At 39.7% G+C, this 25,462-nt stretch carries 22 protein-coding genes and 5 pseudogenes; 23 read left to right on the forward strand and 4 right to left on the reverse strand.

Annotated elements, in window-relative coordinates; translation table 11 throughout:
* Positions 1 to 94: 94 nt before the first annotated feature.
* The 4 genes and pseudogenes from PN838_RS24435 to PN838_RS24450 form a co-directional block, all read right to left on the reverse strand.
* A pseudogene (locus PN838_RS24435) lies at positions 95 to 1,927 on the reverse strand (DUF885 domain-containing protein).
* Between the two features lie 249 nt (positions 1,928 to 2,176).
* Positions 2,177 to 3,309 (reverse strand): annotated as a pseudogene (gene hemW, locus PN838_RS24440) (radical SAM family heme chaperone HemW).
* A 71-nt stretch (positions 3,310 to 3,380) separates the two neighbouring features.
* Positions 3,381 to 3,990 (reverse strand): annotated as a pseudogene (locus PN838_RS24445) (XTP/dITP diphosphatase).
* 125 nt (positions 3,991 to 4,115) lie between these two features.
* On the reverse strand, positions 4,116 to 4,697 hold the full coding sequence (locus tag PN838_RS24450) for a Fe-Mn family superoxide dismutase (RefSeq protein ID WP_215964140.1): 582 nt from the start codon (positions 4,695 to 4,697) through the stop codon (positions 4,116 to 4,118).
* A 253-nt stretch (positions 4,698 to 4,950) separates the two neighbouring features.
* On the opposite strand from PN838_RS24450, the gene PN838_RS24455 reads away from it, so the two are divergent.
* The 23 genes and pseudogenes from PN838_RS24455 (at position 4,951) to PN838_RS24565 (ending at position 25,446) form a co-directional block, all read left to right on the forward strand.
* Entirely contained in the window at positions 4,951 to 5,298 is a 348-nt protein-coding gene (locus PN838_RS24455) for a Grx4 family monothiol glutaredoxin (protein ID WP_215964141.1), read from the forward strand.
* Between the two features lie 291 nt (positions 5,299 to 5,589).
* Positions 5,590 to 7,218: an Lcl C-terminal domain-containing protein gene (locus tag PN838_RS24460; RefSeq protein ID WP_215964142.1), complete on the forward strand. Its 1,629-nt coding sequence runs from the start codon at positions 5,590 to 5,592 to the stop codon at positions 7,216 to 7,218.
* Positions 7,218 to 7,511: a hypothetical protein gene (locus PN838_RS24465; RefSeq protein ID WP_272182326.1), complete on the forward strand. Its 294-nt coding sequence runs from the start codon at positions 7,218 to 7,220 to the stop codon at positions 7,509 to 7,511. Before PN838_RS24460 ends, PN838_RS24465 begins: the two co-directional genes overlap by 1 nt.
* Positions 7,442 to 7,762, forward strand: coding sequence for an Lcl C-terminal domain-containing protein (locus PN838_RS24470; protein ID WP_272182327.1), 321 nt, complete (start codon positions 7,442 to 7,444; stop codon positions 7,760 to 7,762). The genes PN838_RS24465 and PN838_RS24470 overlap by 70 nt, the downstream gene beginning before the upstream one ends.
* 87 nt (positions 7,763 to 7,849) lie before the next feature.
* Positions 7,850 to 8,626 carry a DUF2884 family protein gene (locus tag PN838_RS24475; RefSeq protein ID WP_272182328.1) on the forward strand — a complete coding sequence of 259 codons (777 nt, stop codon included), beginning with the start codon at positions 7,850 to 7,852 and terminating at the stop codon, positions 8,624 to 8,626.
* 105 nt (positions 8,627 to 8,731) lie between these two features.
* Positions 8,732 to 9,166 carry a diacylglycerol kinase gene (locus PN838_RS24480; protein ID WP_272182329.1) on the forward strand — a complete coding sequence of 145 codons (435 nt, stop codon included), beginning with the start codon at positions 8,732 to 8,734 and terminating at the stop codon, positions 9,164 to 9,166.
* Between the two features lie 43 nt (positions 9,167 to 9,209).
* Positions 9,210 to 9,596, forward strand: coding sequence for a hypothetical protein (locus tag PN838_RS24485; protein ID WP_272182330.1), 387 nt, complete (start codon positions 9,210 to 9,212; stop codon positions 9,594 to 9,596).
* Complete coding sequence (locus PN838_RS24490; RefSeq protein WP_272182331.1) at positions 9,530 to 9,982, forward strand: phosphatase PAP2 family protein; 453 nt, start codon at positions 9,530 to 9,532, stop codon at positions 9,980 to 9,982. The genes PN838_RS24485 and PN838_RS24490 overlap by 67 nt, the downstream gene beginning before the upstream one ends.
* A gap of 141 nt (positions 9,983 to 10,123) precedes the next feature.
* Positions 10,124 to 10,804 (forward strand): DUF3413 domain-containing protein, encoded by a 681-nt coding sequence (locus PN838_RS24495; protein ID WP_272182704.1) that lies wholly within the window; start codon positions 10,124 to 10,126, stop codon positions 10,802 to 10,804.
* A 68-nt stretch (positions 10,805 to 10,872) separates the two neighbouring features.
* Positions 10,873 to 11,310 carry a sulfatase-like hydrolase/transferase gene (locus tag PN838_RS24500; RefSeq protein WP_272182332.1) on the forward strand — a complete coding sequence of 146 codons (438 nt, stop codon included), beginning with the start codon at positions 10,873 to 10,875 and terminating at the stop codon, positions 11,308 to 11,310.
* Positions 11,286 to 11,747 carry a sulfatase-like hydrolase/transferase gene (locus PN838_RS24505; protein ID WP_272182333.1) on the forward strand — a complete coding sequence of 154 codons (462 nt, stop codon included), beginning with the start codon at positions 11,286 to 11,288 and terminating at the stop codon, positions 11,745 to 11,747. The genes PN838_RS24500 and PN838_RS24505 overlap by 25 nt, the downstream gene beginning before the upstream one ends.
* Positions 11,748 to 11,761: 14 nt before the next feature.
* Positions 11,762 to 12,037 carry a hypothetical protein gene (locus PN838_RS24510; RefSeq protein ID WP_272182334.1) on the forward strand — a complete coding sequence of 92 codons (276 nt, stop codon included), beginning with the start codon at positions 11,762 to 11,764 and terminating at the stop codon, positions 12,035 to 12,037.
* Positions 12,038 to 13,469: 1,432 nt separating this feature from the next.
* Entirely contained in the window at positions 13,470 to 13,649 is a 180-nt protein-coding gene (locus PN838_RS24515) for a hypothetical protein (RefSeq protein WP_272182335.1), read from the forward strand.
* 271 nt (positions 13,650 to 13,920) lie between these two features.
* Positions 13,921 to 15,417: a peptide MFS transporter gene (locus PN838_RS24520; protein WP_272182336.1), complete on the forward strand. Its 1,497-nt coding sequence runs from the start codon at positions 13,921 to 13,923 to the stop codon at positions 15,415 to 15,417.
* A gap of 426 nt (positions 15,418 to 15,843) precedes the next feature.
* The gene (locus PN838_RS24525; protein WP_272182337.1) at positions 15,844 to 17,778 is read left to right on the forward strand and encodes an SLBB domain-containing protein; all 1,935 of its coding nucleotides are present in this window, start codon (positions 15,844 to 15,846) and stop codon (positions 17,776 to 17,778) included.
* A gap of 138 nt (positions 17,779 to 17,916) precedes the next feature.
* Entirely contained in the window at positions 17,917 to 18,450 is a 534-nt protein-coding gene (locus PN838_RS24530; protein ID WP_334313446.1) for a capsule biosynthesis GfcC family protein, read from the forward strand.
* A 594-nt stretch (positions 18,451 to 19,044) separates the two neighbouring features.
* Positions 19,045 to 20,054: pseudogene (locus PN838_RS24535) on the forward strand (NAD-dependent epimerase).
* A 96-nt stretch (positions 20,055 to 20,150) separates the two neighbouring features.
* A complete protein-coding gene (locus tag PN838_RS24540; RefSeq protein WP_272182338.1) occupies positions 20,151 to 21,317 on the forward strand; it encodes a nucleotide sugar dehydrogenase in 1,167 nt (388 codons plus the stop codon).
* Between the two features lie 148 nt (positions 21,318 to 21,465).
* Positions 21,466 to 22,486 (forward strand): annotated as a pseudogene (gene galE / locus PN838_RS24545) (UDP-glucose 4-epimerase GalE).
* Between the two features lie 185 nt (positions 22,487 to 22,671).
* Complete coding sequence (locus PN838_RS24550; protein ID WP_272182339.1) at positions 22,672 to 23,154, forward strand: hypothetical protein; 483 nt, start codon at positions 22,672 to 22,674, stop codon at positions 23,152 to 23,154.
* Positions 23,121 to 23,576, forward strand: a complete 456-nt coding sequence (locus tag PN838_RS24555; RefSeq protein ID WP_272182340.1) for a polysaccharide biosynthesis/export family protein — start codon at positions 23,121 to 23,123, stop codon at positions 23,574 to 23,576. Before PN838_RS24550 ends, PN838_RS24555 begins: the two co-directional genes overlap by 34 nt.
* Positions 23,537 to 24,163 carry an SLBB domain-containing protein gene (locus tag PN838_RS24560; RefSeq protein WP_272182341.1) on the forward strand — a complete coding sequence of 209 codons (627 nt, stop codon included), beginning with the start codon at positions 23,537 to 23,539 and terminating at the stop codon, positions 24,161 to 24,163. The genes PN838_RS24555 and PN838_RS24560 overlap by 40 nt, the downstream gene beginning before the upstream one ends.
* Before the next feature lie 44 nt (positions 24,164 to 24,207).
* A complete protein-coding gene (locus PN838_RS24565) occupies positions 24,208 to 25,446 on the forward strand; it encodes an SLBB domain-containing protein (RefSeq protein ID WP_272182342.1) in 1,239 nt (412 codons plus the stop codon).
* Positions 25,447 to 25,462: the final 16 nt, after the last annotated feature.

Consider the following 25,462-nt stretch of genomic DNA (forward strand, 5'->3'; position numbering starts at 1 on the left):
TCTAGCTTGGTTAAGTCGAATAGTTAGCTGTTCTAAGTATGCCGCGCTAAACCAACGCGGCATTATCAAACGTGCTTATATCAAACAAGGCTATTTAAGCTTTAGATTTAACCCACTGGTTAACTAGGTCTTCTAGGACATTTAATGGTACCGCACCATTTTTAAGGACAACGTCGTGGAACTCAGGAAGGCTAAACTTGCTCCCTAGTTTTGACTTCGCCGCTTCACGTAATTCAACAATTTTTAACATACCAATTTTGTATGCCGTTGCCTGAGATGCCATAACAATATGACGTTCAACCATTTTAACTGCATCTGGTTTAGGATTTGGCGTGTTGTTTACGTAATACGCAATACCTTCTTCACGGGTCCATTTTTTAGCATGGATGCCCGTATCGACGACTAAACGACAAGCACGCCATAATTCCATAGCAAGACGACCAAAATCAGAATACGGATCTTCGTATAGGCCAATCTCTTTAGGGATCATTTCAGAGTATAAACCCCAACCTTCAACATACGCTGTGTATCCACCAAATTTACGGAATTTAGGAATTCCTTCTAATTCTTGAGCAATGGCAATTTGCATATGGTGGCTAGTAATACCTTCATGGTAAGCCAATGCTTCCATTTGATAAGTTGGCATGTCACTCATACGGTACAAGTTCGCGTAATAGGTGCTAAGGACGTGAGCCATCTGGAGCCGGTTGTTGGTAAAAAGCTTTACCTGCTGATTTTTCACGGAAAGACTCAACTGCTTTTACAATCATGTCTGCTTTTGGTTTAACGATAAACAACTCGTCTAAACGTGACTTCATGTTGTCGATTAAAGCAACCGCTTCATCTAAGTAACGTTTTTACCTGCTTCGGTTTCAGGGTAATAAAACTGTTTGTCGGTACGCATAAATTCGAAAAATGCCTGCAAGTCACCTTTGAAGTTTACTTGCTTCATGATGCCGCGCATTTCGTTATGAATTCTCTCTACTTCACTTAAACCAATGTTGTGGATCTCATTTGCAGTTTTAGTGGTCGTTGTCGTATTTTTAAGGGCATTGTTATAAAACTTTTTGCCGTTTGGAAATTTCCAAACACCGTCAATATTGTCAGCTCGGGCTTCCAGTTTTTCAAGATTAACGATTAAGCTTTCGTATGCTGGCTTAAATGAGTTAGTTAATGCAAATTTAGCGTCAGCAAGAAGTTTGTCTTTTTCTGTTTGCTCAATTTCAAGTGCAGCTACTTTGCGGCTGAAGTCAGCTAATACTGTGCTGTCTTCGCCATTATCAAAAGGTGCGCCTTTCAATAGGTTTTTACTGTCAGAAATGACATAAGGGTAAACAAATTTAGGTGCGATAATACCTAAGTCAGCTCGTTTGTTTAGGCCTTTCTCCAATTCAGAGAACAATGTCTTCACACCGTGAATACGGCTTATATAAGCCTCTGCATCTGATACAGATGAAATTTGGTGTTGGTTGATTAACAACGAAGGAACCATAGAGTGCAAACCAAACATTTGATTAACTGGGTAGTTATGGTTACGCCATTTGAAATCGGCAATTTGGTCTTTTAGTTGCTGAACAATCAGTTTATAGCTAAGTGCAGTTTGAGCATCAAGCTTTTTAACGTCAATGGTTCTAACTTTTTTCAAATCTTGTTTAGTGAACTCTAGTTCTTTTAACTCGTTAGCTTCAGAGATGTCATCCCATTTACCGTAATCTTTTTTAATGGCCATATAAGTTTGATAAATAGGAGAGCGCATTACGCCTTCAGTAAATATCTCTTCAAATATTTTGTTGGCTTTCTCAGATTCAGCTTGTGTGCTAACTTCAACAGCCGTTTTTTGATCTAATGAAAGATTTGGCATCATTTCGCAGGCTGTCAGGCCAAGCGTCAATGTAACCGCTAGTGCAGTGTATTTTAATTTCATCAATGTTCCCTTTTTTATTATAAGTATAGGGTGATAGGGCACCCGAATTTATTAGTTATTTATTCCGGTGGCGTTACGTCGGTTTAAACCCAAATCGCTGCCAAAATAATGTATCGGATAAAGTACGTTATGAGTGTAACAAAAAGTTGGTAAATGGCGAGTTACTAAGCGTAAGTCAAAAGAAATATACGGTGAATAGCATAAAACCAAAGGTAGATAGGGGAGGGCGCATAAAGTCAAAGTTAGATTAGGCTAAAAAAGATCTAAAAGGTCATTGTAAAATAAATGACCATGAGGCGTTATGCTAAAAATATTGGGACGATCAGCGCTAATCAACCCTTTGGCAATGGCTTGTTGGAGAGGTACATCGATACTGCTGGCGTCAAGACCGGTAAACTGGCTGAAGTCGGCTAAATCAAATGGTTCAAACAATCTGAGCTTGTTCATAAAGTACTCAAATGGCAAGTCGTCTTCTGGCACTGTCCATTGTTTTTTCAAATAGGGCTGAGTTAAATCCATATATCCTTTTGGGTGCTTCACTTTCTCAGTGCGGACGATGTTGCCATTTTGCAGGTTGGTTATTTTACCATGTGCTCCGCAACCAATCCCAAGATAGTCACCAAATCGCCAGTAATTTAAGTTGTGTTTGCACTCAAACCCGGGCTTGGCGTAGGCCGAGATTTCATATTGACGATAACCGGCATCGGCGATAAGTTTCTGACCTTCTTCTTGTATCGTCCATAGAATGTCGTCTTCAGGTAAAGTTGGCGGCCTAAAATAAAATAACGTATTTGGTTCAATCGTTAATTGATACCAAGATAAATGTGTAGGCGAAAGGTCAATTGCGTTTGCTAGATCACCAAGGGCGTCATCTAACGTTTGGTCTGGCAACCCATGCATTAAATCGAGATTAAATGTTGGTACAGTCGACGTTGCAAAACGGGCTGCTTTTTCCGCTTCATCAGGGAGTGTATTCGCCCTAATGCTTCTAGTTTGTCGGCCTGAAAACTTTGCACGCCAATGGAGATACGATTCACACCGGCATCAGAAAAACCGCTAAATTTATTGTATTCCAGCGTCCCTAGGTTTGCTTCGAGTGTTATCTCAATATCTGGTGCAAATTCAATGCGGTTTTGAACTTCCGCTAACAACCGAGCAATGGCGGTTTCAGATAACAAACTCGGGGTTCCACCACCAATAAATATAGAATGGAGTTGCCGACCTTGTACCCACTTTAAGTCAACCGTGAGATCGTCAATCAAATGCGATACATATTCCTGCTCAGGGATCCCAGACTTAAGCGCATGGGAATTAAAATCACAATAAGGACACTTTTGCACACACCATGGAATGTGGATATATAAACTCAACAGCGGTAATTGCAAGGTATTCAAATTGACGACTCTTTAATTGTTTTTTGTGAGCTTAGACGCATTTAATGATGCTTTCGCATTAGTTATATACCACTTTTGCGTTGTTGCTCTAGTTGTGCCACTAATTGACGCAGTGCTTGGCCGCGATGGCTTAGACCGTGCTTCTCGTCTGGAGTTAGTTGCGCAGCTGTCTTATCTAAATGTGGTTGATAAAAAACAGGATCGTAACCAAATCCATTGTCACCGCTGCGTTGCGTCTGGATAACACCGTCCCAATGACCCTGACAAATAATTGGGGTTGGATCGTCAGCATGACGCATATAAACTAAAACACAAACAAATCGAGCCTTAGCGCTGAGAAGTGTCAACGTCGCTCAACATGCCGAGTAATTTATCTATATTGGTGCCATCTGTTGCATTGTCACCGGCAAAGCGTGCTGAATAAATACCCGGAGCACCGTTTAAAGCAGCGACTTCTAAACCTGAGTCATCTGCAATACAGGGTAAACCGGTTACCTGTGCTGCATGACGGGCTTTGATAATTGCGTTTTCAACAAACGTTGTACCAGTTTCTGGCACTTCTTCAACGTTAAATTGGCTTTGTGGAACTACGTTAAGTCCAAACGGCGCTAACATTTCTTTTAATTCGTTAACTTTGCCTTTGTTGCCTGAGGCGAGAAGAATATCTTTCATTAAATTTTTAAATCTTATTGGATTTGGAGTGAATGATAAGGGGAAAGCGCCAATGAATAAATAGAAGACCAAAAAAACCGCGATTATTTCTAATCACGGCTTAATCAATTTTAGCTTAATTGAAATTATGCAAAGTTTTGGTTTGCAAATTCCCAGTTAACTAATGCCCAGAAACCTTTTAGGTAATCTGGACGAACATTGCGGTAATCAATGTAATAAGCGTGTTCCCAAAGGTCCACTGTAAGAATTGGTGTAACACCTTCTTCAGTGATTGGTGTACCCGCGTTTGATGTATTTACGATGTCTAGTGAACCGTCAGCTAATTTAACTAACCAAGTCCAGCTAGAACCGAAGTTGTTAACTGCTTTGTCGTTAAGCGCTGCTTGGAATGCCTCAAAAGAACCCCATTTTGCGTTGATCGCGTCTGCAACTGCACCTGTTGCAACACCACCACCATTCGGGCTTAATGAATTCCAATAAAACGTGTGGTTCCAGATCTGAGCTGCATTGTTGAATACGCCACCGTCAGAACTCTTTACGATTTCTTCTAATGATTTACCTTCAAATTCAGTTCCGCCGATAAGACCGTTTAATTTAACAACATAAGTGTTGTGGTGTTTACCGTGGTGAAAGTCTAATGTCTCAGCTGAGATGTGTGGTTCTAATGCATCTTTTGCATAAGGTAGAGCTGGTAATTCGAACGCCATGTTGGTCTCTCCGTTGGCTTTGTTTATGTTTGCTGTTAAGATTATAAAACTTGACTAATTTACTCAAGTATAAGTTTTATAACCTTATGTTAATTTTTATATAACAGTTAAATAAGGGTTGAATATTGAGATTCAAGCATCCATTTTAAACTATGTTATCGCTTTTTCATTAATTTTTATAAAACAACCAGATTATAAAACGACTGAATTTTACTTGAATGCCTACATTGGCACATGACACCAGAGGTTAACAATGGAAACCATTGATAAAATCAAACAACAAATCGCCGAAAATCCAATTTTAATCTACATGAAGGGTAGTCCAAAATTACCATCATGTGGTTTTTCTTCGCAAGCAACACAAGCGTTAATGCAATGTGGCGAACCGTTTGCTTACGTAGATATTTTACAAAACCCAGATATTCGCTCTGAACTACCTGCCTATGCTGAATGGCCAACGTTCCCACAATTATGGGTCGACGGTGAATTAGTTGGTGGCTGCGATATTATTATGGAAATGTTTCAAAAAGGTGAACTTCAACCATTGGTTGCTGAAACCGCTGCAAAATATAAAGACGATTCTGAAGCCGCGGCTGAATAATTCGTTTTATCATTGCTTAAATGCCAAGTTGAATTACTGACATTGGTGTGAAAAAAACCGAAAACGTGCAGGCGATTTCGGTTTTTTGTGCTTGCAATAGCAACATAACTTAGCTGGCACTAACTTTGCTTTCTTTAGTGTAAATATAATGACAGTTGTTAAAGCACTGTGGTATTCAATAATTGACGAACACAACTGTGCGTTGTCATTAGAATGGCAATTTGAATATTGAAAACTATGTCTGTGGTTAATATAAATGCACTACGAGGCTAGGGCGATTAAACTCTATTTATGAATTGGTTAAGACTGATATTAAATCTGACACTATTATTGTTGTTTGCCGCTTGTAGCGACCAGCAAAAAAATGGCGTGTCTCCGGCAACTATTGCCAGCGTAAATGCTGGGCAAGATATTACCGTGATTGAAGGTGTGGCATTCACATTAAATGCTGAAGTATATCCCGCCGGCGGCGTTATTAGTTGGGTTCAAACTCAAGGTCCAGCTATTGAAGAATTCCCAGAAGAACCCGCCGCGACGATGGAGCTTATTACACCAACCGTTAATGTCGACTCTACATTAACCTTTGAGATCACCTATACATCAATTGATGGCCAGCAAGTTAAAGACTCAGTTAATGTTTTTGTCACCAATAAAAACAGTGCACCTGTTGCGATTATAAAAGCCAGTAATACCGAACTTCCGCCATATAATACTTATGATATCGTTACATTAACCGGCGAAGACAGTTATGACATAGACGGTGAAATTAGGGAATATCAATGGCGACAAGTCGACAGTAACGCGCCTTTAAGTTTTACCACTGAAAAAAATGATGTTGCCGTTTCTTTCGAAGCCCCATTGGTAGCAACACTCACAAACTACAAGCTTCAGCTTACAGTAATTGATAATTTTGAAGCCGCTCAAAGTAATATTTACGACGTACAAATATCTGCCGCTGGCGTTTCTATCGCAGCTAATGCTGGGGATGACCGAGAAGTAGATGAATTTACCTTAGTCCTGCTTGACGGCACCAATAGTGTCGCGACAAACTCCGACTATAGTTGTCTTTGGACACAAACAAGTGGTACGGATGTCACGATTAATGACTCGGCTACCTGTAATGCCAACTTTATCGCGCCAGATGTCGATTCAGAAGAGGTGCTTATATTTAAACTCACCGTCACTGATACATTAAACAACAACGGCAGTGATTCTGTTTCAATTACGGTTGGCCCACTTAATTTAGGATTATTGCACGACACGGGTGTAACAGAGTGTTATGACAATACCGGCCAGATTGATTGTGGGGCTGATGAGTTTCCTTCTCAGGATGCCGAACATGGCCGAGACTCGGTCTATCAAGTTCTAGACAAAAGTGGCACCGGTTCACAGTCATTCGACTTTACTAAGTTTGATGTGAATGGCGATGAGATAGAAAACGACAATGAAGTGTTTAGCTGCGTTCGAGACAATTTCACTGGCCTAATATGGGAGGTGAAAGCACAGATTGCTGTACCGCAGTTCTCTACCTTAAGAGGCGCAGAGAATTACTATTCTTATGATGACACCGCCGTTGGTTCGTCTTCTTGTTCAAGTAGCGTTTCATGTGGCGTCGATACCTATGTGAATAGCGTAAATACGGCCACATTTTGTGGTGGGGCAAACTGGCGAGTGCCCACTTATATGGAATTGTTGTCGATCATCAATTACAACGACACCGATCAAGACTTTCTGCTCGACTCAGAATTATTCCGATATCACCCAAATCGCACAACCTTGGGTCATAAGTTTTACTGGACATCTGATGAAGGGGCCGAAGGTGGTGGCGGGTTCCAGTGGGTTTTGGATCTGTCGACGGGCGATGACTCTGTTATCCTGCCGTCAAAGTCTGCGTATATTATGTTAGTGAGAACACCATAATGAAAAGCATTAAAATTACCAGTTTAGTTACGTTTGCTTTGGCTAATTTAGCTTTGCTATCAAATAGCGTTTACGCCGAACAAAGCTGTGATGGCGAAACTGAAACAACGCCGTCTGATAGATTTGACATAGGCACAACAGATACTTATTTGAACGATTCCCTTACGGGCTTGATATGGGCAAAGTGTGTTGTTGGGCAAACATGGAATACCACTTCGCAAACATGTGTTGGCGAGCCGTTACGTCTGACCTTAAGCAACAAGCATTACAACAAGCAGCGACCTTTAGAGTAAATAACAATACAGATTGGCGTTTACCCAATCTCAAAGAGTTAGCGTCGATTGTTGAGCATAAATGTGTATCGCCGTCGATTAATATATCTATGTTCCCAGCGTCGCCGGTTGGCGGATTTTGGACGTCAACCCCTAATACATCTGCCGACTTGTCAATGGAGGCGTGGTCAATCGCTTTTGATAACGGCCGCATCGACAGCTCCGACAAATTTTCTGATTTCTATGTACGAATGGTACGATACGCTGAATAACATGGAAACTTGTTCATAGTCGCGCCAGACTATAATATGACGACAAATTTTTAGTTAGGCGTATCCGTTGACATATTTACGACCATTTTGGGTTATCTTTACTGCAGTTTTTTACTCGTTGGCAACGCAAAAGCAGCCCATGCTGGCGGGTGCCCAATTCAACTAAAAATGGGATTACTCATTTCTCCTGATCACATACGTGTTATGCAACGTGGTCGTACTTTTGTACAAATTAACAACGATTCACAGCTGTTTATCAACGGCGATCTTATTGTTTTAACCGACCAAGAAAAATACATGGTTCGAGAATTTAGCTTAGGGTTAAGAAAAGAGCTTCCTGAAATAGTTATGATCGCGATGGAAAGTATGGAGCTTGGCTTCGACGCGTTCGATAAAGTTGTTAAAAGCTTAGCTGGCAGCGACTCAGCAAGAGGTATTGAAGAACACTTTAGTAAACTGAAAAACGGCATATTAGAAAAGTTTGCCCGCAGCGGTGACAACTTTTATATCGCGCCTCAGGCCCTTAATAAGTTAGACGATTTTTTCGAAGATGAATTGGGAAACCAAGTAAATCAAATTGTTACTGACTCACTGCAAATTATGTTAGGTGCAATGGGAGAGGCTTTGCGAGAAAACGACGATGGAATAGAAGGCACCAATATTGATATTGGCGAGCGGGTTAAAATGTTAAGTGAAGACGTTGATAAATCGCTTAAAATTAATGCTGATCGGATTGCCGTAAAAGCAAATGCCTTTTGTCAGCGCTTTGAATCGTTAGATAAAACCGAAACACGACTGCAAAGTCATATCCCCGGCTTGTTAAAATATGATATTTTAAGCAACCAGTTGACCGGCCACGATTGAACCATTTCAATTACAGTAGAAAAAATTTACAATGCGGGATGCCGATATAAGTGGTCAACTTAGTCACCAAAATTAAAATAATAATAACTTAAAGTTAGGTAAAACATGTCGCAAGATAATGCCGGTTCGACACCGGAAGAAAATAATGGTTCAGCAGATACAATCCCAAATAAACCAAATGGCTCAGGCTTATCTCGTATTTTAAAAGCGACTCATTGCTCAATTTTGGGCTTTAAAGCAGCCTTTAAACATGAAGCAGCGTTTCGCCAAGAACTGATCCTTGTTTTATTCTTAACACCTGTCGCTTTTTTCATTTCAGACACCTTGTTTGGTTTTGCGATGTTGCTCATCGCGATGTTATTTGTGCTTATCGTTGAGTTATTAAATTCAGCTATAGAAGCAACTGTTGACCGTATTGGTTTTGAACGGCACGAATTGTCGGGCAGAGCAAAAGACTTAGGGAGTGCTGCAGTTACACTAGCACTCACCATTGCAAGTCTAGTTTGGCTTGTACATATTATTGATTTTATTAATCGATAGTCATTAGATAACACCACCTTTTTATTATTGGAGCTTTTCTCATATGCGAGCGTATTTTAGTGCCTGTTTATTTTTATTATGTTTAACAGGTCAGGCTCAGGCCAAGGACTTTAAATTTACACCCGACGCCGCGTGGCAAACGATAAAATCAGACTATCAGTCGTTTTATACCTCAGAACGCCTATGGCGAGCGACTAAGTTTTACGGTGTTGGTGCTGTTATTGCGCATACAAATATTGATACGGAATTTCAACAGTGGCATCGCGATAATGTGGTATCTGGCACATCAAAAGATGTTGCCAAAGTGGCAAAATTATTTGGCGAAAAAACATCTTGGTTCCGCTTACCCTTGTCGCCGCATCGATGCAGATCGCAGATGCGTCAAGTAAAACCGGAGCGTGGGGTGAACGCACAATGCGAGCCTATTTAGTCGGTGGTCCAGCAATGTATGCGGTGCAATTATTAACAGGGGGCTCAAGACCGTCTGACGAATACCAAGATGCTAAATGGCGACCGTTTAACGACAGTAATGGGGTCAGTGGTCATTCATTTGTGGGCGCAGTGCCATTTATCACTTTAGCGCAAACCGAGGGATTAGCGCCGTGGCAAAGAAATGTTGCTTATTTTGCATCAACCTTGTCAGGCTGGTCTCGAATACATGATGACGCCCACTATTTATCTCAAGTGCTACTCGGTTGGTATATGGCATGGGAGTCGGTCAATAGTGTAAATAAAAATGATATTGGGAGCTGGTATCAATTTCATCCTTACGCGTTTTATGACGGCTTAGGCATGGGCGTTACCATTAGTTGGTAAAACGTTAGTCGGAAATGTATATGATACAAATCCATGGCGTTTCCAGTAATTGATAAAAGTGCAAAAGGCTCCTATTGAGTTTGGGCTTAATTTATCGCATTTACCATCAAGTTAAATGGTCCTTTTAAGTGTTCCAAAGGTATTAGTAATGAATATGACGTATCTCACAACGTTAAAAATGCATTTTCAGTAAAACAAAATTCAGAAAAAATGTTTCGTTTTCTGGCGTACAGCTTTTTGTTTTCGTGGTTACTGTTATTAACATTTTTAATCAATGTAAATGGCGAGCAAAGTATATTGGGTACTGCGTATTCACTGATTATTCCGCTTTATTACTATCTTTTATTTTTAGTGGTCACATCGTTAATACTGCCGCTGTTTTGGATCAAACGACTGGCCGTTTGTATCCTAATCCCAAAGATCCTGTTTGATATTGTATTGATTGGAGATTTCTTTCTATTTGGGGTTTACCGCTTTCACGTAGACATGATGTTCATCAATATGTTGCTTCACGATTTTAAAGGCATAGGGATATCTTTTGGCTTAGTGCTGTTGGCTCTTTTTGTCGCGTCATTAGTGGCATTAGTAAATATTGTCATTTACCGTAAATGCCATAAGTTTCCAGCCTTAAAGCTTTATCGAATTAACTTTGCCGTCTTTGTCGTGTTTCTTCTTGGGCAAGTGGTTCATGTTGTCGGCTATGAGTACCGACAGGTTAATATTACAAAGTACACACCGTATTTTCCGTATTACGCGCCTCTGACGTCCAATAGTTTAATGACTAAGCTGAAAAAAACTTCCCGGACACCTTTCCGGAAGTAGCTGAAACGGGAACGGGTCAAGTTGGCAATATTCTGACAAGTAGTGGTAAAGCAAATGGAAATGATAGTTTGCTAAATTACCCTTTGCAGGCATTAGAGTGTAAACCAAATGCAGAACAATCGCTGCCCAACATATTATTGTTTGTTGCAGAAAGTTGGCGACAGGATGTTATGAATATGGATGTCACGCCGAATATTGCTAAGTTTGGTGAGTCTGCTATTGAATACACCAACCACTTTAGTGGTGGCAATGTTACGGTAAATGGTCTGTTTTCTATGATGTATGGATTGCATCCAACCTATCGTGATTTTATGACAGCGGAACCATTTAAACACCAAACATTATTAACCAAAACCCTCGAGAGTTTAGGTTATGATATCGGCGTTTATACCTCGTCAAACTTGGATCGTTTCTCCCTTAAGCCAATGTTTTTGGTGATATTGAAAATAAAAATTACGTTAATCCGCTGGATGGTAATTTATTGCAAAATGACCAAGGAGCCGTGACTAAGTTGTTGAGGGATTTACGCTCAGGGGCAAATGAAAGCAAAAAGCCGTGGTTTAAATTTGTGTTCCTAAGTTCATCTCACCATAACTACCAATATCCGAAAGAGCTTGAAAAATTTGTTCCGATTGAGAAAAACCCGGAGAAATTTTTATTCAATAAGGATATGGACCCAGTCCCATTGTTTAATCGATATAAAAACTCGGTGCATTTTATCGACTCAATGTTCGGCGACATTTGGCAAGCGGTTGAAGAAACTGGGCAAGCGGATGATACATTTACCATAGTAACGTCTGATCACGGCGAGGAGTTTAACGACAATAAGCTCGGATACTGGGGGCATGGCAACAACTTTACAAAAGTGCAATTAGCCGTACCTATGTTAGTGAAACCAGCTAAGTCAAACGCTAATGACAAGCCCAAAAAGTCACGAGTTTAACGGGCCATATTGACGTGGTCCCGACCATTTTACAAAATATAGCAAACTGCCAAAATCCAACAACAGATTACAGCAATGGCTTCAACCTATTTCAATTACCAGACCACCGTGACGGTATTATCGCCGCGAGTTACAAAGACAAAGCCTATTTAATCAATGGCAATGTTTACGCCACCGGCCTTTCTGTTGAAAGCTACAAAGTAGAAGATTTAAATAATAAAAATGAAGACTTTGACTATTCAGGTCTAAACAAGTTAAAACAGCAAGAATCCCACTTACTGCAACACTAAACAACGAAAGCACCTTGGTTCAGGAATGAATGGGTGACCCCGCAGGTTTTGGGAATGACGTTTTATTAGAAAGGATCGTCATTCCAATATCGCCGTGGCTCGACTAATTTTACAAGCTAGGGATGACGGTCTTTTCTGTTTGATTGAAATGACGCTTTATTAGAAAGAATCGTCATTCCAAAATCGCCCCAGCGATATTTGGAATCTCCAACAAACGACTCCGAAAGTAAAAATAGTTTGGTGCGCTATACATTGGTGATACTTGTAACATTCAAGCATTCTTTAGTGCGAACTATGAATGTCCTCAGCACTCGGTTGGAGATCCTGAATATCGCCGTGGCTCGACTAATTTTACAAGCTAGGGATGACGGTCTTTTCTGTTTGATTGAAATGACGCTTTATTAGAAAGAATCGTCATTCCAAAATCGCCCCAGCGATATTTGGAATCTCCAACAAACGACTCCGAAAGTAAAAATAGTTTGGTGCGCTATACATTGGTGATACTAGCAACATTCAAGCATTCTTTAGTGCGAACTATGACATTCCTCTGGAATCGGTTGGAGATCCTGAATATCGCCGTGGCTCGACTAATTTTACAAGCTAGGGATGACGGTCTTTTCTGTTTGGTTCGGATTATGGTTTGTTCTGTTTGATTGAAATGACGCTTTATTAGAAAGAATCGTCATTCCAAAATCGCCCCAGCGATATTTGGGATCTCCAACAAACGACTCCGAAAGTAAAAATAGTTTGGTGCGCTATACATTGGTGATACTTGTAACATTCAAGCATTCTTTAGTGCGAACTATGAACTTCCTCTGCACTTGGTTGGAGATCCCAAATTTCGCCGTGGCTCGACTCATGTTACAAGCTAGGGATGACGGTCTTTTCTGTTTAATTGGAATGACGTTTTTCTCTGAAACAACAACTCCTTGCACCTAAAGTTCAGGTGACTTTTTCCTTCGTATAAATCCCCTTAGTTGAGATTTATATCTCGAAGTGAACGGCAGGGACGCCGTTGCAAGGGATGGTTGTATATGGACATACTTTCATCCCGACTCCGACGATAATATAAATCTTAAATAAGGATTAGGGATTTGGCCGAAAGCGGCTCTTTTGGTTACTTTTCTAGCTGTTGAGAAAAGTAACTCGCCTTTAGGCGAAAGCCGCCTGCAAGGCAAAAGCCCCGCGCCAGTAAGGTCGACGCAGTCGAAAGAACTGCCTGTAAGGCAAACTATGACATTCCTCTGCACTCGGTTGGAGATCCCAAATATCGCCGTGGCTCGACTAATTTTACAAGCTAGGGATGACGGTTTTTCTAAAAAACGTTTTATCACACCTAAAGTTCCAGCTACATTTTCCCTCCATTCAATATTCCTGAAATTAAATCAGTTTTCAAAAGTATGAGACAGGACGTCGAGTAAGGGATGTTTTCATGGACGAAATTACATCCCGTCTTTCAGACAAAACTGAATTTAATGTAAGACAAGAATATTGGCCGAAAGCGGCTCTTTTGGTTACTTTTCTAGCTGTTGAGAAAAGTAACTCGCCTTTAGGCGAAAGCCGCCTGCAAGGCACAAGCCCCGCGCCAGTATGGTCGACGCAGTCGAAATAGCTGCCCGCAGGGCAAAGAAAGGCGCAGTCTACAAATGATTGGAGGTTCCCAATATCGCCGATGCTGACTAATGATTTACAATGGTGCACATAAAATTACAAAAACCGAACCCGTACATATGTTGATTAATCCTATGCCTATTGCATGTTTTCTATGATGATTGTATAAACGCAGAGGTTTAAATTCGGTATTACGCTACATGCGCTATGTAGTTTTGTTAATGCGTAACCGAATTATTAAAATAATAATATAAAAAAATAAAGGGCACGTTATGAATAAATCTGTCGCTACAGGTGAAATGTTAGGCCATCCTAAAGGTCTATTCCTGTTATTTGGTACGGAAATGTGGGAACGAATGAGCTACTACGGTATGCGTGGTATTTTTGTTCTTTACCTAACTACGATGGCAACTGCTGTCGCAATGGGCTGGGACATGGCCTATTTTGGTATCGATCCAAATTCTGTTTCTGCACAAGAAGACTATGACAAGGCGTTGCAATCAAATGCATTGAGCATTTTAGGCACGTATGCAATGTTAGTTTATGTAACACCTGTACTTGGTGGCTGGATGGCTGATAACGTCTGGGGTCAGCGTAAATCTATCATTATTGGTGGTTTACTGATGATGTTCGGGCAATTTGCTCTAGGTACGCCTCATGACTTGATCGCTGGCATGGAAACGATGTTTTTCTGGCTCGGTCTTGGCTTGATGATCATCGGTAATGGTTTCTTCAAACCTAATATTTCTACAATGGTTGGTGACTTATACGAAGAAGGTGACAAACGTCGTGATGCGGCATTTACTATTTTCTATATGGGTATCAACTTAGGTTCAATCTTGGGATACATGGTAGTTGGTACTATCGGTGAAAAAGTAGACTACCAATATGGTTTCCTTGTTGCCGGTTTTGGTATGTTATTGGGTGTAATCCTTCAACTTGCATTATCTAAAAAGTACTTAGGTGACATCGGTGTTGAACCTTCTGCGAAGCAAAACAAAGGTGATACAGAAGCGTCAAACAAACCGTTAACACCAGTTGAACGTGATCGCGTTAAAGTTATCTTGATTATGTCTTTGTTCACTATCGTATTCTGGGCTGGTTTTGAACAAGCTGCAGGGTCAATGAACTTATTTGCTAAGTATAAAACTGACTTAGTTTTCTTTGGTTGGGAAATGCCAGCATCTTGGTTACAGTCTGTTAACCCTTTATTCATTATTATCATGGCGCCATTATTTGCGGCAATGTGGTTAAGAATGGGTGATGCGGAGCCTAACTCACCAAGAAAATTTGCATTAGGTATGTTCTTTTTGGGCTTAGGTTTTGTTTCTATGGTCGGTGCTGCGATTCAAATTGGCGATGACCAAAATATCAAAGCGCATGTTATTTGGTTAGTAATGGCTTATGTATTCCATACTATGGGTGAATTATGTTTATCTCCAATCGGTCTTTCAATGGTTTCTAAATTAGCACCGCTGAAATACACGTCATTGTTGATGGGTGTTTGGTTCCTATTCTCAGGCTTAGGCAATAAAGTTGCTGCTGAAATCGGTAAGCTTGTTGGCGACGCCGGTCCAATGTCTACATTTGGTGGCGTTGCGGTAATGGCATTTGCTGCCGGTATCTGCTTATGGTTACTGAGCGACAAACTTGTCGATTGGATGCATGGCGCAGAAGATAGCCACCCTCAAGACCAAGAAGGTCGTCTTGAAGAAGAGTTATCTGTTGTTGGTACTCATGAAGGTATGAAAGAAGACCACAATAAATAATCTCAATGATTAATTTTATTAGGCGATTAACAGATATAACAATTGATCGCCTAGTTTAATTAACGTTAGTTTCTGCGTAGGCTTATATATAAACAGTACGCTGTAATATCAGATTTATTACTGTGAACACCGACAAATAAGCCGATATTTTAAAGCGCATAAACGGCTAGAGTGATTTTTAAATATAAAGCTCAGTTAACTATAAACTGGGCTTTTTGTTTCTAAAACTCCCAATAATGGTGCTATTTGTTCGAAAATGGAGCAGTTGTTGGTTTGTTTCGTTTTGATTACAAAGAATTACAATTGAACACAAAGGAGTTGATTTACATCGCTCTTATTTTAGGTAAAATGCGCCCCTGCATTTAACTGAAGTCAAATTCGGTGTTTTTAAATATTTACACTTTTTATAATTAGGAATTGTTTTTAATGGGTAAGTTTATAGGATATTTGACTTTCTACCTGATCATTGTTTTTGCGTCTTTTACCTCAACTGAAACGTACGGGCAAATTTCAACTACACCTTCTCAAGCGCAAATTGAACAATTTAAGCGGTTGCCAAAACAACAACAAGAAGCGTTAGCAAAACAGTTTGGTATAGATATCTCGCAAATAAGTGGCGCAGTTTCAAACTATTCGTCGGTAACCGAACCGGCAATAAGACCTGAAATGCAATATGTTAATAACTTAGCAACTCAAAACTCTGTCGAAAAGGTGAGTGTTAAGGACAAAACGTTAAAGCCATTTGGCTATGATATGTTTGACCAATTACAGGCGGCATTTATCCCTGGTGGCACAATTCCCGTCCCAGCGGACTATATATTAGGTACTAGCGATACATTAGATGTCACGCTTTATGGTAAAAATAGCGTGAGCTATACCGTGACGATTAATAATGAAGGGCAAATCTATATACCAGAACTTGAGCCTATGAATGTTTCAGGTCTAACTTTTCTCGAACTCAAAGCTCATATTGCAAATGTTGTTGATGAAAAAACCATTGGGTTTAAGTCTTCAGTAGCAATTGTTGACCTTCGCGGTATTCAAGTTTATGTAGTTGGCGACGTAAAGAAGCCTGGGGCTTATCACTTATCTAGCCTTTCGACAGTGACTAATGCGTTGTTTATCAGTGGCGGGCCGACTCTGGTTGGTTCACTTAGAAATATCTATTTAAAACGTGGCGGAAAAAACATAGCTCGCCTCGACCTATATAAGGTCTTTACACAAGGGGACGTATCCCAAGACAATCGTTTACAACAGGGTGATGTGATCTTTGTCGATAGTGTGAAACGCCAAGTTTCAGTAACTGGGGAAGTTCGTCGTCCAGCCATTTACGAAGTTACATCAGACGATTCGGTAAAAGACTTAGTACAATATGCCGGTGGTTTAACAATGAATGCTTACCCTAAAAATGTGGTATTGGCATCGTTTGACAACAATTACCAACGTCAAGTTAGCGCTCTAGATTTAACTGAGTCAGATTCAAATAATTTGTCACTAAAAAACGGTGATGTGGTTACGGTAATGCCTGTATCTCAGCAGTTTAGTGATGTTGTTAATGTAGCAGGGGCTGTCGCTAGACCTGGGATGTATACTTGGCAACAAGGCATGAAACTGAGTCAACTAATCAATAGCCATGACGATATTTTGCCAACGACCGATCTCACTTATGCGCTTGTCGTAACTCATGGCGCATTTAATCAATATCAAGTTCAGCAATTTTCCCCAAGTGGCGTTTTTAGCGGTGATGATGTCAAGCTTAATGCAAATGACTTAGTGGTATTTTTTAGTCAGTTTGAACACAATACTTTTGACCTAATCGATAGAGAAGTTGGCAAACTCAACGATGTAAAGCTGGACGACAAACTTAAGAATTCCAAAAATACGCACTTTAGAATTGAAACTGACGGTAACTATTTGTTTGAACTTCAACATGGTGATCTGTTTTCAAAACAAAAAGCCCTAATTGAAACCAAACGGTATAGCCGAAGACAGCTCATTAGACCAATTATTCAATTGATAACAGATAGCCAACAGGGCGGAGAATTAGTGCCTGTGGTCGAGATCACCGGACAAGTCCGCTTCCCAGGTGTATACCCGTTATCAAAAGGTGCGGGGCTTGAGCAAATGGTCGCTGCAGCTGGTGGATTAACAGAGTCTGCAAATTTTGAAAAAGGCGAAATTTCACGAATCGTACAAACAACAGAACGTGGCAAAGACACGAAGCATTTGTCGTTTAATTTAGTCAACGATGATTGGCGTTCGATTAAACTAGAGCCGCGAGATGTAGTTAACTTTTTCCAGCAAGCTAATTGGCAAGAAGAGTTAAAAGTTACACTAACGGGGGAAGTGATGTTCTCATAGTACTTACACCATAAAAGAAGGTGAAACCTTATCTGAAGTTGTAGCAAGAGCCGGTGGCCTAACGCAGTTTGCCGCGCCAGAGGCGGCATTTTTACTCGCCAGTCACTAAAAATTCTTGAGCAGCAACAAGCCAAAAACATGGCTCGTAATCTAAGTAAAGAATTGGCGTTTAAATCGATCTCTTCTTCTTATAGCAATGTAAATATCAGCGAAGTGCAGTTACTCGTTGATAAGCTCACAACAGTCGAAGGCGTTGGTCGTCTTGTTATCGATTTAGAAAAGATTATCGCTGCAGAAGCATCGCCGCTAAAGTTAGAAAATGGTGACCAGCTGCATGTGCCTACGTATCGTGATGAAGTAAATATCATCGGTGAAGTTCAAGTCGCAACTACGCATTTACACGACGAAAATTGGCAATTGGAAGATTACCTCAATTCTAGTGGTGGATTACGTCAACAAGCAGACGAAGACCGCATTTACATCATCCGAGCAAATGGTCTCGTCGATGTCCCCGACGACTCTTGGTTTGGCCGAACATTAAAAATCCGCGCAGGCGATACAATTGTCGTGCCCCTCGATGCGGGCTATACAGACCAGTTAACCCTATGGGAAAAAGCCACGTCAATATTTTATCAACTGACAGTGGGGCTAGCGGCTTTAGGCCGTATCTAATTTAATTTACCCCTTCAACAAGAGTATCGGGCCGACAAAGCTCGATACTCTTTTTAGCTAAACCTCAATTGATTACTTTTTGCGTTAGAACAACATAATCTATTCTGTATATTATTAACCACTCAATCGCCGCCTTACTAGTGTCTTCTATGGTAATTCAATTTTAATGTTAATGTTACTCATAGCTTTTTAGTTTGATTTAATCACACTGCTAAATTTATTATGGCGACTAACGGCATATCATAATGTCAAAAATTTATGTTTTTTATTAAAAATTTTAGTAAAAACAAAATGATGAAAAGTTAAAGTGAAAACCTTATTTAGCCTTTTAGAGTTTAGTTGGTAATAATATGCATTAGTCATTCAAAATTGAGTTGCTTGATATATATGGTGTTGTAATTTTTATTTACTAATGATTTGCGGGTCTGAGTGCCTAGTAAAATATGGCGAGTTCAATGGAAATAGTGTTAAAGTAGTAAACTTATCTGGACTCTCAATAAGCTAAATCAAATTGATTTCGATTTATTGATTGGCAGTGATTAGTAAAAACGTAATTAAAAAATTAGAAATTTGTATTATTAAACAGGAATGTCGATGAAATATCTGGTTACCGGTGCCGCGGGCTTTATAGGGTTTTATGTTAGTAAAGTATTAACAAGTCAAGGGCACGATGTAGTAGGGATTGACAACATCAATGATTATTATGATGTTAATTTAAAATATGCACGCTTAACCGAACTCGAACCAGTCACTAAATTTCGATTTGTTAAAGTCGATTTGGCTGACAGAGCAGGGATCGCTAACTTATTTGAAACTGAAAAGTTTGACCGCGTGATCCACCTAGCAGCCCAAGCCGGCGTTCGTTATTCCCTAGATAATCCTTTTGCCTATGCCGATTCTAATTTAATCGGGCATCTGACTATTTTGGAAGGGTGCCGTAATAATAATGTAAAACACCTTGTTTATGCTTCTTCAAGTTCGGTCTATGGCCTAAATACGAAAATGCCATTTAACTGTGACGATGCTGTCGATCATCCTATTTCCCTGTATGCAGCTACCAAAAAATCAAATGAATTGATGAGTCATACTTACTCACACTTATATGGTATACCAACATCTGGACTTAGATTTTTCACTGTTTATGGCCCGTGGGGCCGTCCGGATATGGCTCTGTTTAAATTTACCAAAAAGATTTTTGAAGGTGAACAAATTGATATTTACAACAACGGTGAGTTAGCAAGGGATTTTACTTATATAGACGACATTGTTGAAGGTGTCGTTCGGGTTGCAGATTGCATACCTGAACCAAATGACAAGTGGAATTCAGAGCTTGGCAGTCCTAAAAATAGTTCGGCACCGTATCAAATATTTAATATTGGCAATGGTCAACCAGTGGCATTATTGGATTTTGTAGATGCGTTAGAAGAGTCGATTGGAATTAAAGCCAACAGAAATATGATGCCGATGCAACTATAGGTGATGTTTATAAAACCCAGGCCGATACCGATGACTTATTTAAGGCCGTAAATTATCAACCTAAAGTAGATATAAAACATGGTGTTCAACAGTTTGTAGATTGGTACCGAGCTTTTTATAAAATCTAGCTTTAATTTTTACTAGTAGTAAAATAGCCATACAAAAACAAGTTAGACATAAAGCCTTGAAAATAGAATTAAAAAATTACTAACGGAAAACTCTAAATGAAAATTGCCATTGCCGGAACAGGATATGTAGGTCTTTCAAATGCCATGTTGTTAGCGCAACATAATGAAGTGATCGCGGTTGATATCATTGAAGAAAAAGTTGAAATGCTTAATCGTGGTGTTGCACCTATTGTAGACACTGAAATTACCGATTTTTTAACCAACAAGTCTCTTAATTTTAAGGCGACAACAGATAAACAGTTAGCGTACGAAAATGCCGAATTTGTTGTTATTGCAACTCCGACGGATTATGACGTAGAAACTAATTACTTTAATACTCGTTCTGTTGAAGCGGTTATCAAGGATGTTGTTGCTATCAACCCTAAAGCGGTAATGGTGATTAAATCTACGGTACCTGTAGGTTTTACAGCAAATTTAAAACAAGAATTAGGCATTGATAATTTAATGTTTTCACCTGAGTTTTTACGTGAAGGCAAGGCTTTGTACGACAATTTGCATCCATCTCGAATTATTGTAGGTGAGCAGTCTAAACGCGCTGAAGTATTTGCGGGCTTATTAAAACAAGGCGCAATAAAACAAGATATCGATGTTTTGTTTACTGACTCTACTGAAGCAGAGGCTATCAAACTATTTTCAAATACCTATTTGGCTATGCGAGTTGCCTATTTTAATGAGCTAGACACTTATGCAGAGCGTCATGGCCTCAATACGAAACAAATTATTCAAGGCGTAAGTTTAGATCCTCGTATTGGCAACCATTATAATAATCCTTCTTTTGGTTATGGCGGTTATTGTCTACCTAAAGATACCAAGCAGCTGCTGGCTAATTTTAGCGACGTACCACAAAACTTGGTTCGTGCCATTGTTGACGCAAATACCACACGAAAAGATCATATTGCCGATTCCATTATCGCTAAAAATCCTAAAGTGGTTGGTATGCATAGGCTGATTATGAAATCGGGTTCGGATAATTTCAGAGCCTCTGCCATTCAAGGCATAATGAAACGTATAAAAGCCAAGGGCATCGAAGTTATTGTATACGAACCCGTGTTGGAAGAGACTGAGTTTTTCCGCTCCCGTGTGGTTAATAACTTAGCTAAATTTAAACAAGAAGCGGATGTTATCGTTGCAAATCGCATGGTTGATGAAATCAAAGATGTTGCCGAAAAAGTATATACCCGCGACTTATTTGGCAGTGATTAACCAGTAGTGTTAAAAGTCTGGTGCAACTGAAGCTCCTTTTTCATCGTTAGATAAGGAACTTAAGATGTTGTTAGAAGGGTGAAGTAAAACAGCCTAAAATATTAACTTACTTAAATTTACGTTTAACAATTTAGATGAAGAATTAATTATGACACAAAAAGTATTTGTTACCGGCGGCGCTGGTTATATCGGCAGTCACACTGTTGTGGAACTTCTAAACAATAATTACGAAGTGGTCGTTATCGACAACTTTTGTAATTCATCAGAAGAAAGCCTTAACCGAGTGAAAAAAATTACAGGTAAAGAAGTGTCTTTTTATCAGGGGATATCACCGACCGTGCGCTACTGCGTCGCATATTTAGTGAACATCCAGATATAAGATCTACGATACACTTTGCAGGTTATAAAGCTGTCGGAGAATCAACGCAACTTCCGTTGACATATTATCAAAATAACGTTCATGGCACGTTAACCTTATTGGAGGAGTTGCAAAAAGCTACAATTTATAATTTTGTCTTTAGCTCATCCGCAACGGTTTATGGAGACCCTGCTTCTGTTCCAATTACAGAAGACTTCCCAACATCTGCCACTAACCCATATGGCCAGAGTAAACTGATGATGGAAATTATTTTGCAAGACTTAGCTAAGTCGGATGAAAATTGGTCAACCTCCATATTAAGGTATTTCAATCCAGTCGGGGCTCATGAATCGGGGTTAATAGGTGAAGATCCAACGGGTATTCCAAATAATCTAATGCCTTTTATATCTCAAGTAGCAGTAGGTAAACGTGAATTTTTAAGCGTGTTTGGTGATGACTACAATACGCCTGACGGAACAGGCGTTAGAGATTATATCCACGTTGTCGATTTAGCTAAAGGACACTTAAAGGCGCTTAGTTATATTAACGATAAAACGGGAGTGCAAATTCATAATTTAGGGACAGGTAGGGCTATTCTGTGCTAGATATGGTTAAATCATTTGAGAAAATAGCGGGGCAAGCCGTTCCTTATCAAGTGGCACCTAGGCGAGCGGGTGATATAGCTGAATGTTGGGCCAATCCTTATAAAGCTTTACAGGAATTAGGTTGGCAAACGGAAAAAACATTAGAGCAAATGGTAATAGACACTTGGCGTTGGCAAAGTGAAAACCCAAATGGCTATAAAAATTAATTTTGGAAATTACCATCTAAGTTTAATTTCAAAGTGATTAGTTTAGTTTTAAGCTGACTGGTTTTTAATCACTTAATTCAAAAAAATAAATATGACAGGCTATAACTGTGCTATTTCAAAATTAATTTGATATATTACGCGCTCTTTTTGCCGGGTAGATTTTAATTGTTTAGGGATGTTACAAAATGAAGTATTCTAGGTTTGTGGCTTTAGGCGCATTATTTGTATTTTTTATAAGTACTAACGCGTTAGCAATTACCCCTTCCGCTGCGCAAATTGAACAGTTAAAACAACTCCCTAGGGAGCAGCAAGTTGCTCTTGCAAAACAGTATGGCGTCGATATCAATGACGTCATTCCTTCCACTAATACCACAAATAATTATCAGCAAGAGAGACAGGTTTCTCAACCGGCCCGAGTTGAAAATGCCTTTTCTAAAGGTGCATTGCAACAAACACAACAAATAAAAGATATTGAAAGCACGAGCCAAATTGACAAAGCTAACAAAGAGCAAGCTTTAAAACTATTTGGTTACGATATTTTTAGTGGTCAAGCTAGCGGGTTTGAAGCTATGGCCAATATGCCAGTGCCTATAGCGAGTATATTCTCGGTGCGGGGGACGAAATTCAGGTTCAATTGTTTGGCAAGGAACACCAGTCTACCAGTATAATAATTGACCGCAGTGGCGTGTTTTTCCTACCTGAATTGGGTCCAATTAATGTTGCTGGTTTGACGTTCAGTGAATTTAAAACCCTATTTCAACATGAGCTAAAAACTAAAGTCATAGGTGTTGAAGGTATTATGAATATGGGACAGATGCGCAGTATTCGCGTATTTGTCTTAGGTGAAGTATTTAAACTAGGGGCCTATTCGTTAAGTGCTTTATCTACGATTACGCACGCACTTTATTCATCAGGTGGCATTAGCCATGTGGGTTCGCTACGAAATGTGCAACTAAAACGTGCCGGAAAATTAATAGAAACGATAGATTTATACGATTTACTGCTTAAAGGTGATACGTCTAAAGATCTTACATTATTGCCTATAGCGATGTGGTATTTGTTCCACCAACTGGGCCAATCGTTGGAGTGACAGGTGAAGTTAAACGTCCAGCATTATATGAAGTTATTGGCGGCGAAAGTGTTTTTGATGTTTTAAAACTAGCCGGTAATGAACTAGCTACCGCTTATTTAGCGGCTTCAAAATTAGAACGTTTAGATCAAAACGGTGGACGTACGGTAGTAGATGTCGATCTAGAAGCGCAAAAGGCAGAATCAATCAAAATAAGAAATGGCGATGTACTTCGTATTGGCAGTGTTTTAAACGAACTCGACAACGTTGTAACGCTTCAAGGTCATTTGTACCGCCCTAGCGTTTTTAGTTGGAAACAAGGTCAACGGGTTTTAGATGTTATTGAAGACATTACCGACTTAAAAACCAACCCAGATTTGGATTATGCGCTTATTGTTAGGGAAGATCCGACCATAAGAACAATTTCTACAATTCAGTTTTCGGTAAGGGATGCATTTAACTCGCCTAATTCAGACAAAAACCCTAAGTTAGAAAGCCGAGATAAAATTTATATTTTTGCTGCGGATGGTAACCGAAACTTAGATGTTGTGGTTAATCGATTAAAAAACAAGCCCGCAGTGACGAACCTGCAAAGTATGTTGAAATAGCCGGAAATGTTGAATATCAGGGCGAATACCCGCTAAGTGCAAACATGACGGTAAATGACTTAATCAAAGCGTCATATGATTTTAAAGAATTTACTGATTTCAATTATGCCCTGTTAAAGAGACAAAACTTTATCGAGAATAAAATTGAATTTGAAGTGGTTAATTTAAAGGAACAGTCTGATTTAACTATCTTACTGACACCTAAAGATAAACTTTACGTGTTTAGTTTAAATGAACCGCGAGCAGCATTACTCGCGGATCTAATTGAAGAAATTAAAACGCAAACCTCGAAAACAGTATCGCAAGATTTAGTATCAGTGCAGGGGCAAGTACGTTTTCATAGTACGTATCCATTATCAAAATATATGACAGCAGCAGATTTGGTTTCTGCTGCTGGCGGGTATACCGAATCTAGCTATTTGATTGATTTTAATGTTGCTCGCTTTAATACAAATGGCATCGACACCTCGGAATTTGACTTACAAACAATACCATTAAAAGGTGATGCATTAGAATCCTTTGCGTTGCAAGCGAAAGACTCTTTGTTTATTAAAGGCATCCCTGATTGGGTAGAAGCTGAAACGGTCGAACTTATGGGGGAGTTTAAGTTCCTGAGTAAATATACCATTCGCAAAGGCGAGACTCTTGCTGAACTTGTGCAACGAGCTGGTGGATTTACAGAGTACGCAGAACTTAATGCGAGTGTATTTACTCGAGAATATTTGCGAGAAAAAGAACAAAAAATTCTAGAAGAAGCCCAACAAAAATTAAAACAGCAAATGGTGATGAGTCGTTACAATGCCGGCGAGTATTCAACGGGCAGTGCCGATTCATTTGAACAACTTCTAAACAGCTTAGAAGGAGCGCAAGCTGTCGGCCGTATGGTTGTTACCACCGAACAAATAACGGTAAAAGAAGGCTCATTAGAACTAAGAGATGGCGACCAACTTATCGTTCCTCGTAAATCGTTTGAGGTTAGTGTTTTAGGGCAAGTTTATCAACCTACGACACTACCATGGATTAAAGGTGATGGAATAGATGATTACATAGATGGTGCTGGTGGAATAAACCAAATTGCTGAAGATGACGATACGTATCTAATTAAAGCTAATGGACGTGTGGTAGCGATAAGTGGCTGGTTTACAAGCTTTGAAATACAACCTGGAGATTCAATTATGGTACCAGCAGATGTGTCTCCGATACCAACATTAACTTTATGGCAGGCCGTAACCACAATACTTGCGCAGTCTGCAACAACCCTTGCGCTAATCGCTACACTTTAACTAAAAAATGTTTAAT

Source organism: Psychrosphaera algicola, assembly GCF_028401425.1.
GTDB lineage: Bacteria > Pseudomonadota > Gammaproteobacteria > Enterobacterales > Alteromonadaceae > Psychrosphaera > Psychrosphaera algicola.

Coding starts and splice junctions, on each gene's coding strand:
- PN838_RS24450 (WP_215964140.1), bottom strand. CDS start 4,697: ATGGCGTTCGAATTACCAGCTCTACCTTATGCAAAAGATGCATTAGAA.
- PN838_RS24455 (WP_215964141.1), top strand. CDS start 4,951: ATGGAAACCATTGATAAAATCAAACAACAAATCGCCGAAAATCCAATT.
- PN838_RS24460 (WP_215964142.1), top strand. CDS start 5,590: ATGAATTGGTTAAGACTGATATTAAATCTGACACTATTATTGTTGTTT.
- PN838_RS24465 (WP_272182326.1), top strand. CDS start 7,218: ATGAAAAGCATTAAAATTACCAGTTTAGTTACGTTTGCTTTGGCTAAT.
- PN838_RS24470 (WP_272182327.1), top strand. CDS start 7,442: ATGTGTTGGCGAGCCGTTACGTCTGACCTTAAGCAACAAGCATTACAA.
- PN838_RS24480 (WP_272182329.1), top strand. CDS start 8,732: ATGTCGCAAGATAATGCCGGTTCGACACCGGAAGAAAATAATGGTTCA.
- PN838_RS24485 (WP_272182330.1), top strand. CDS start 9,210: ATGCGAGCGTATTTTAGTGCCTGTTTATTTTTATTATGTTTAACAGGT.
- PN838_RS24490 (WP_272182331.1), top strand. CDS start 9,530: ATGCAGATCGCAGATGCGTCAAGTAAAACCGGAGCGTGGGGTGAACGC.
- PN838_RS24515 (WP_272182335.1), top strand. CDS start 13,470: ATGGACGAAATTACATCCCGTCTTTCAGACAAAACTGAATTTAATGTA.
- PN838_RS24520 (WP_272182336.1), top strand. CDS start 13,921: ATGAATAAATCTGTCGCTACAGGTGAAATGTTAGGCCATCCTAAAGGT.
- PN838_RS24525 (WP_272182337.1), top strand. CDS start 15,844: ATGGGTAAGTTTATAGGATATTTGACTTTCTACCTGATCATTGTTTTT.
- PN838_RS24530 (WP_334313446.1), top strand. CDS start 17,917: ATGGCTCGTAATCTAAGTAAAGAATTGGCGTTTAAATCGATCTCTTCT.
- PN838_RS24540 (WP_272182338.1), top strand. CDS start 20,151: ATGAAAATTGCCATTGCCGGAACAGGATATGTAGGTCTTTCAAATGCC.
- PN838_RS24550 (WP_272182339.1), top strand. CDS start 22,672: ATGAAGTATTCTAGGTTTGTGGCTTTAGGCGCATTATTTGTATTTTTT.
- PN838_RS24565 (WP_272182342.1), top strand. CDS start 24,208: ATGACGGTAAATGACTTAATCAAAGCGTCATATGATTTTAAAGAATTT.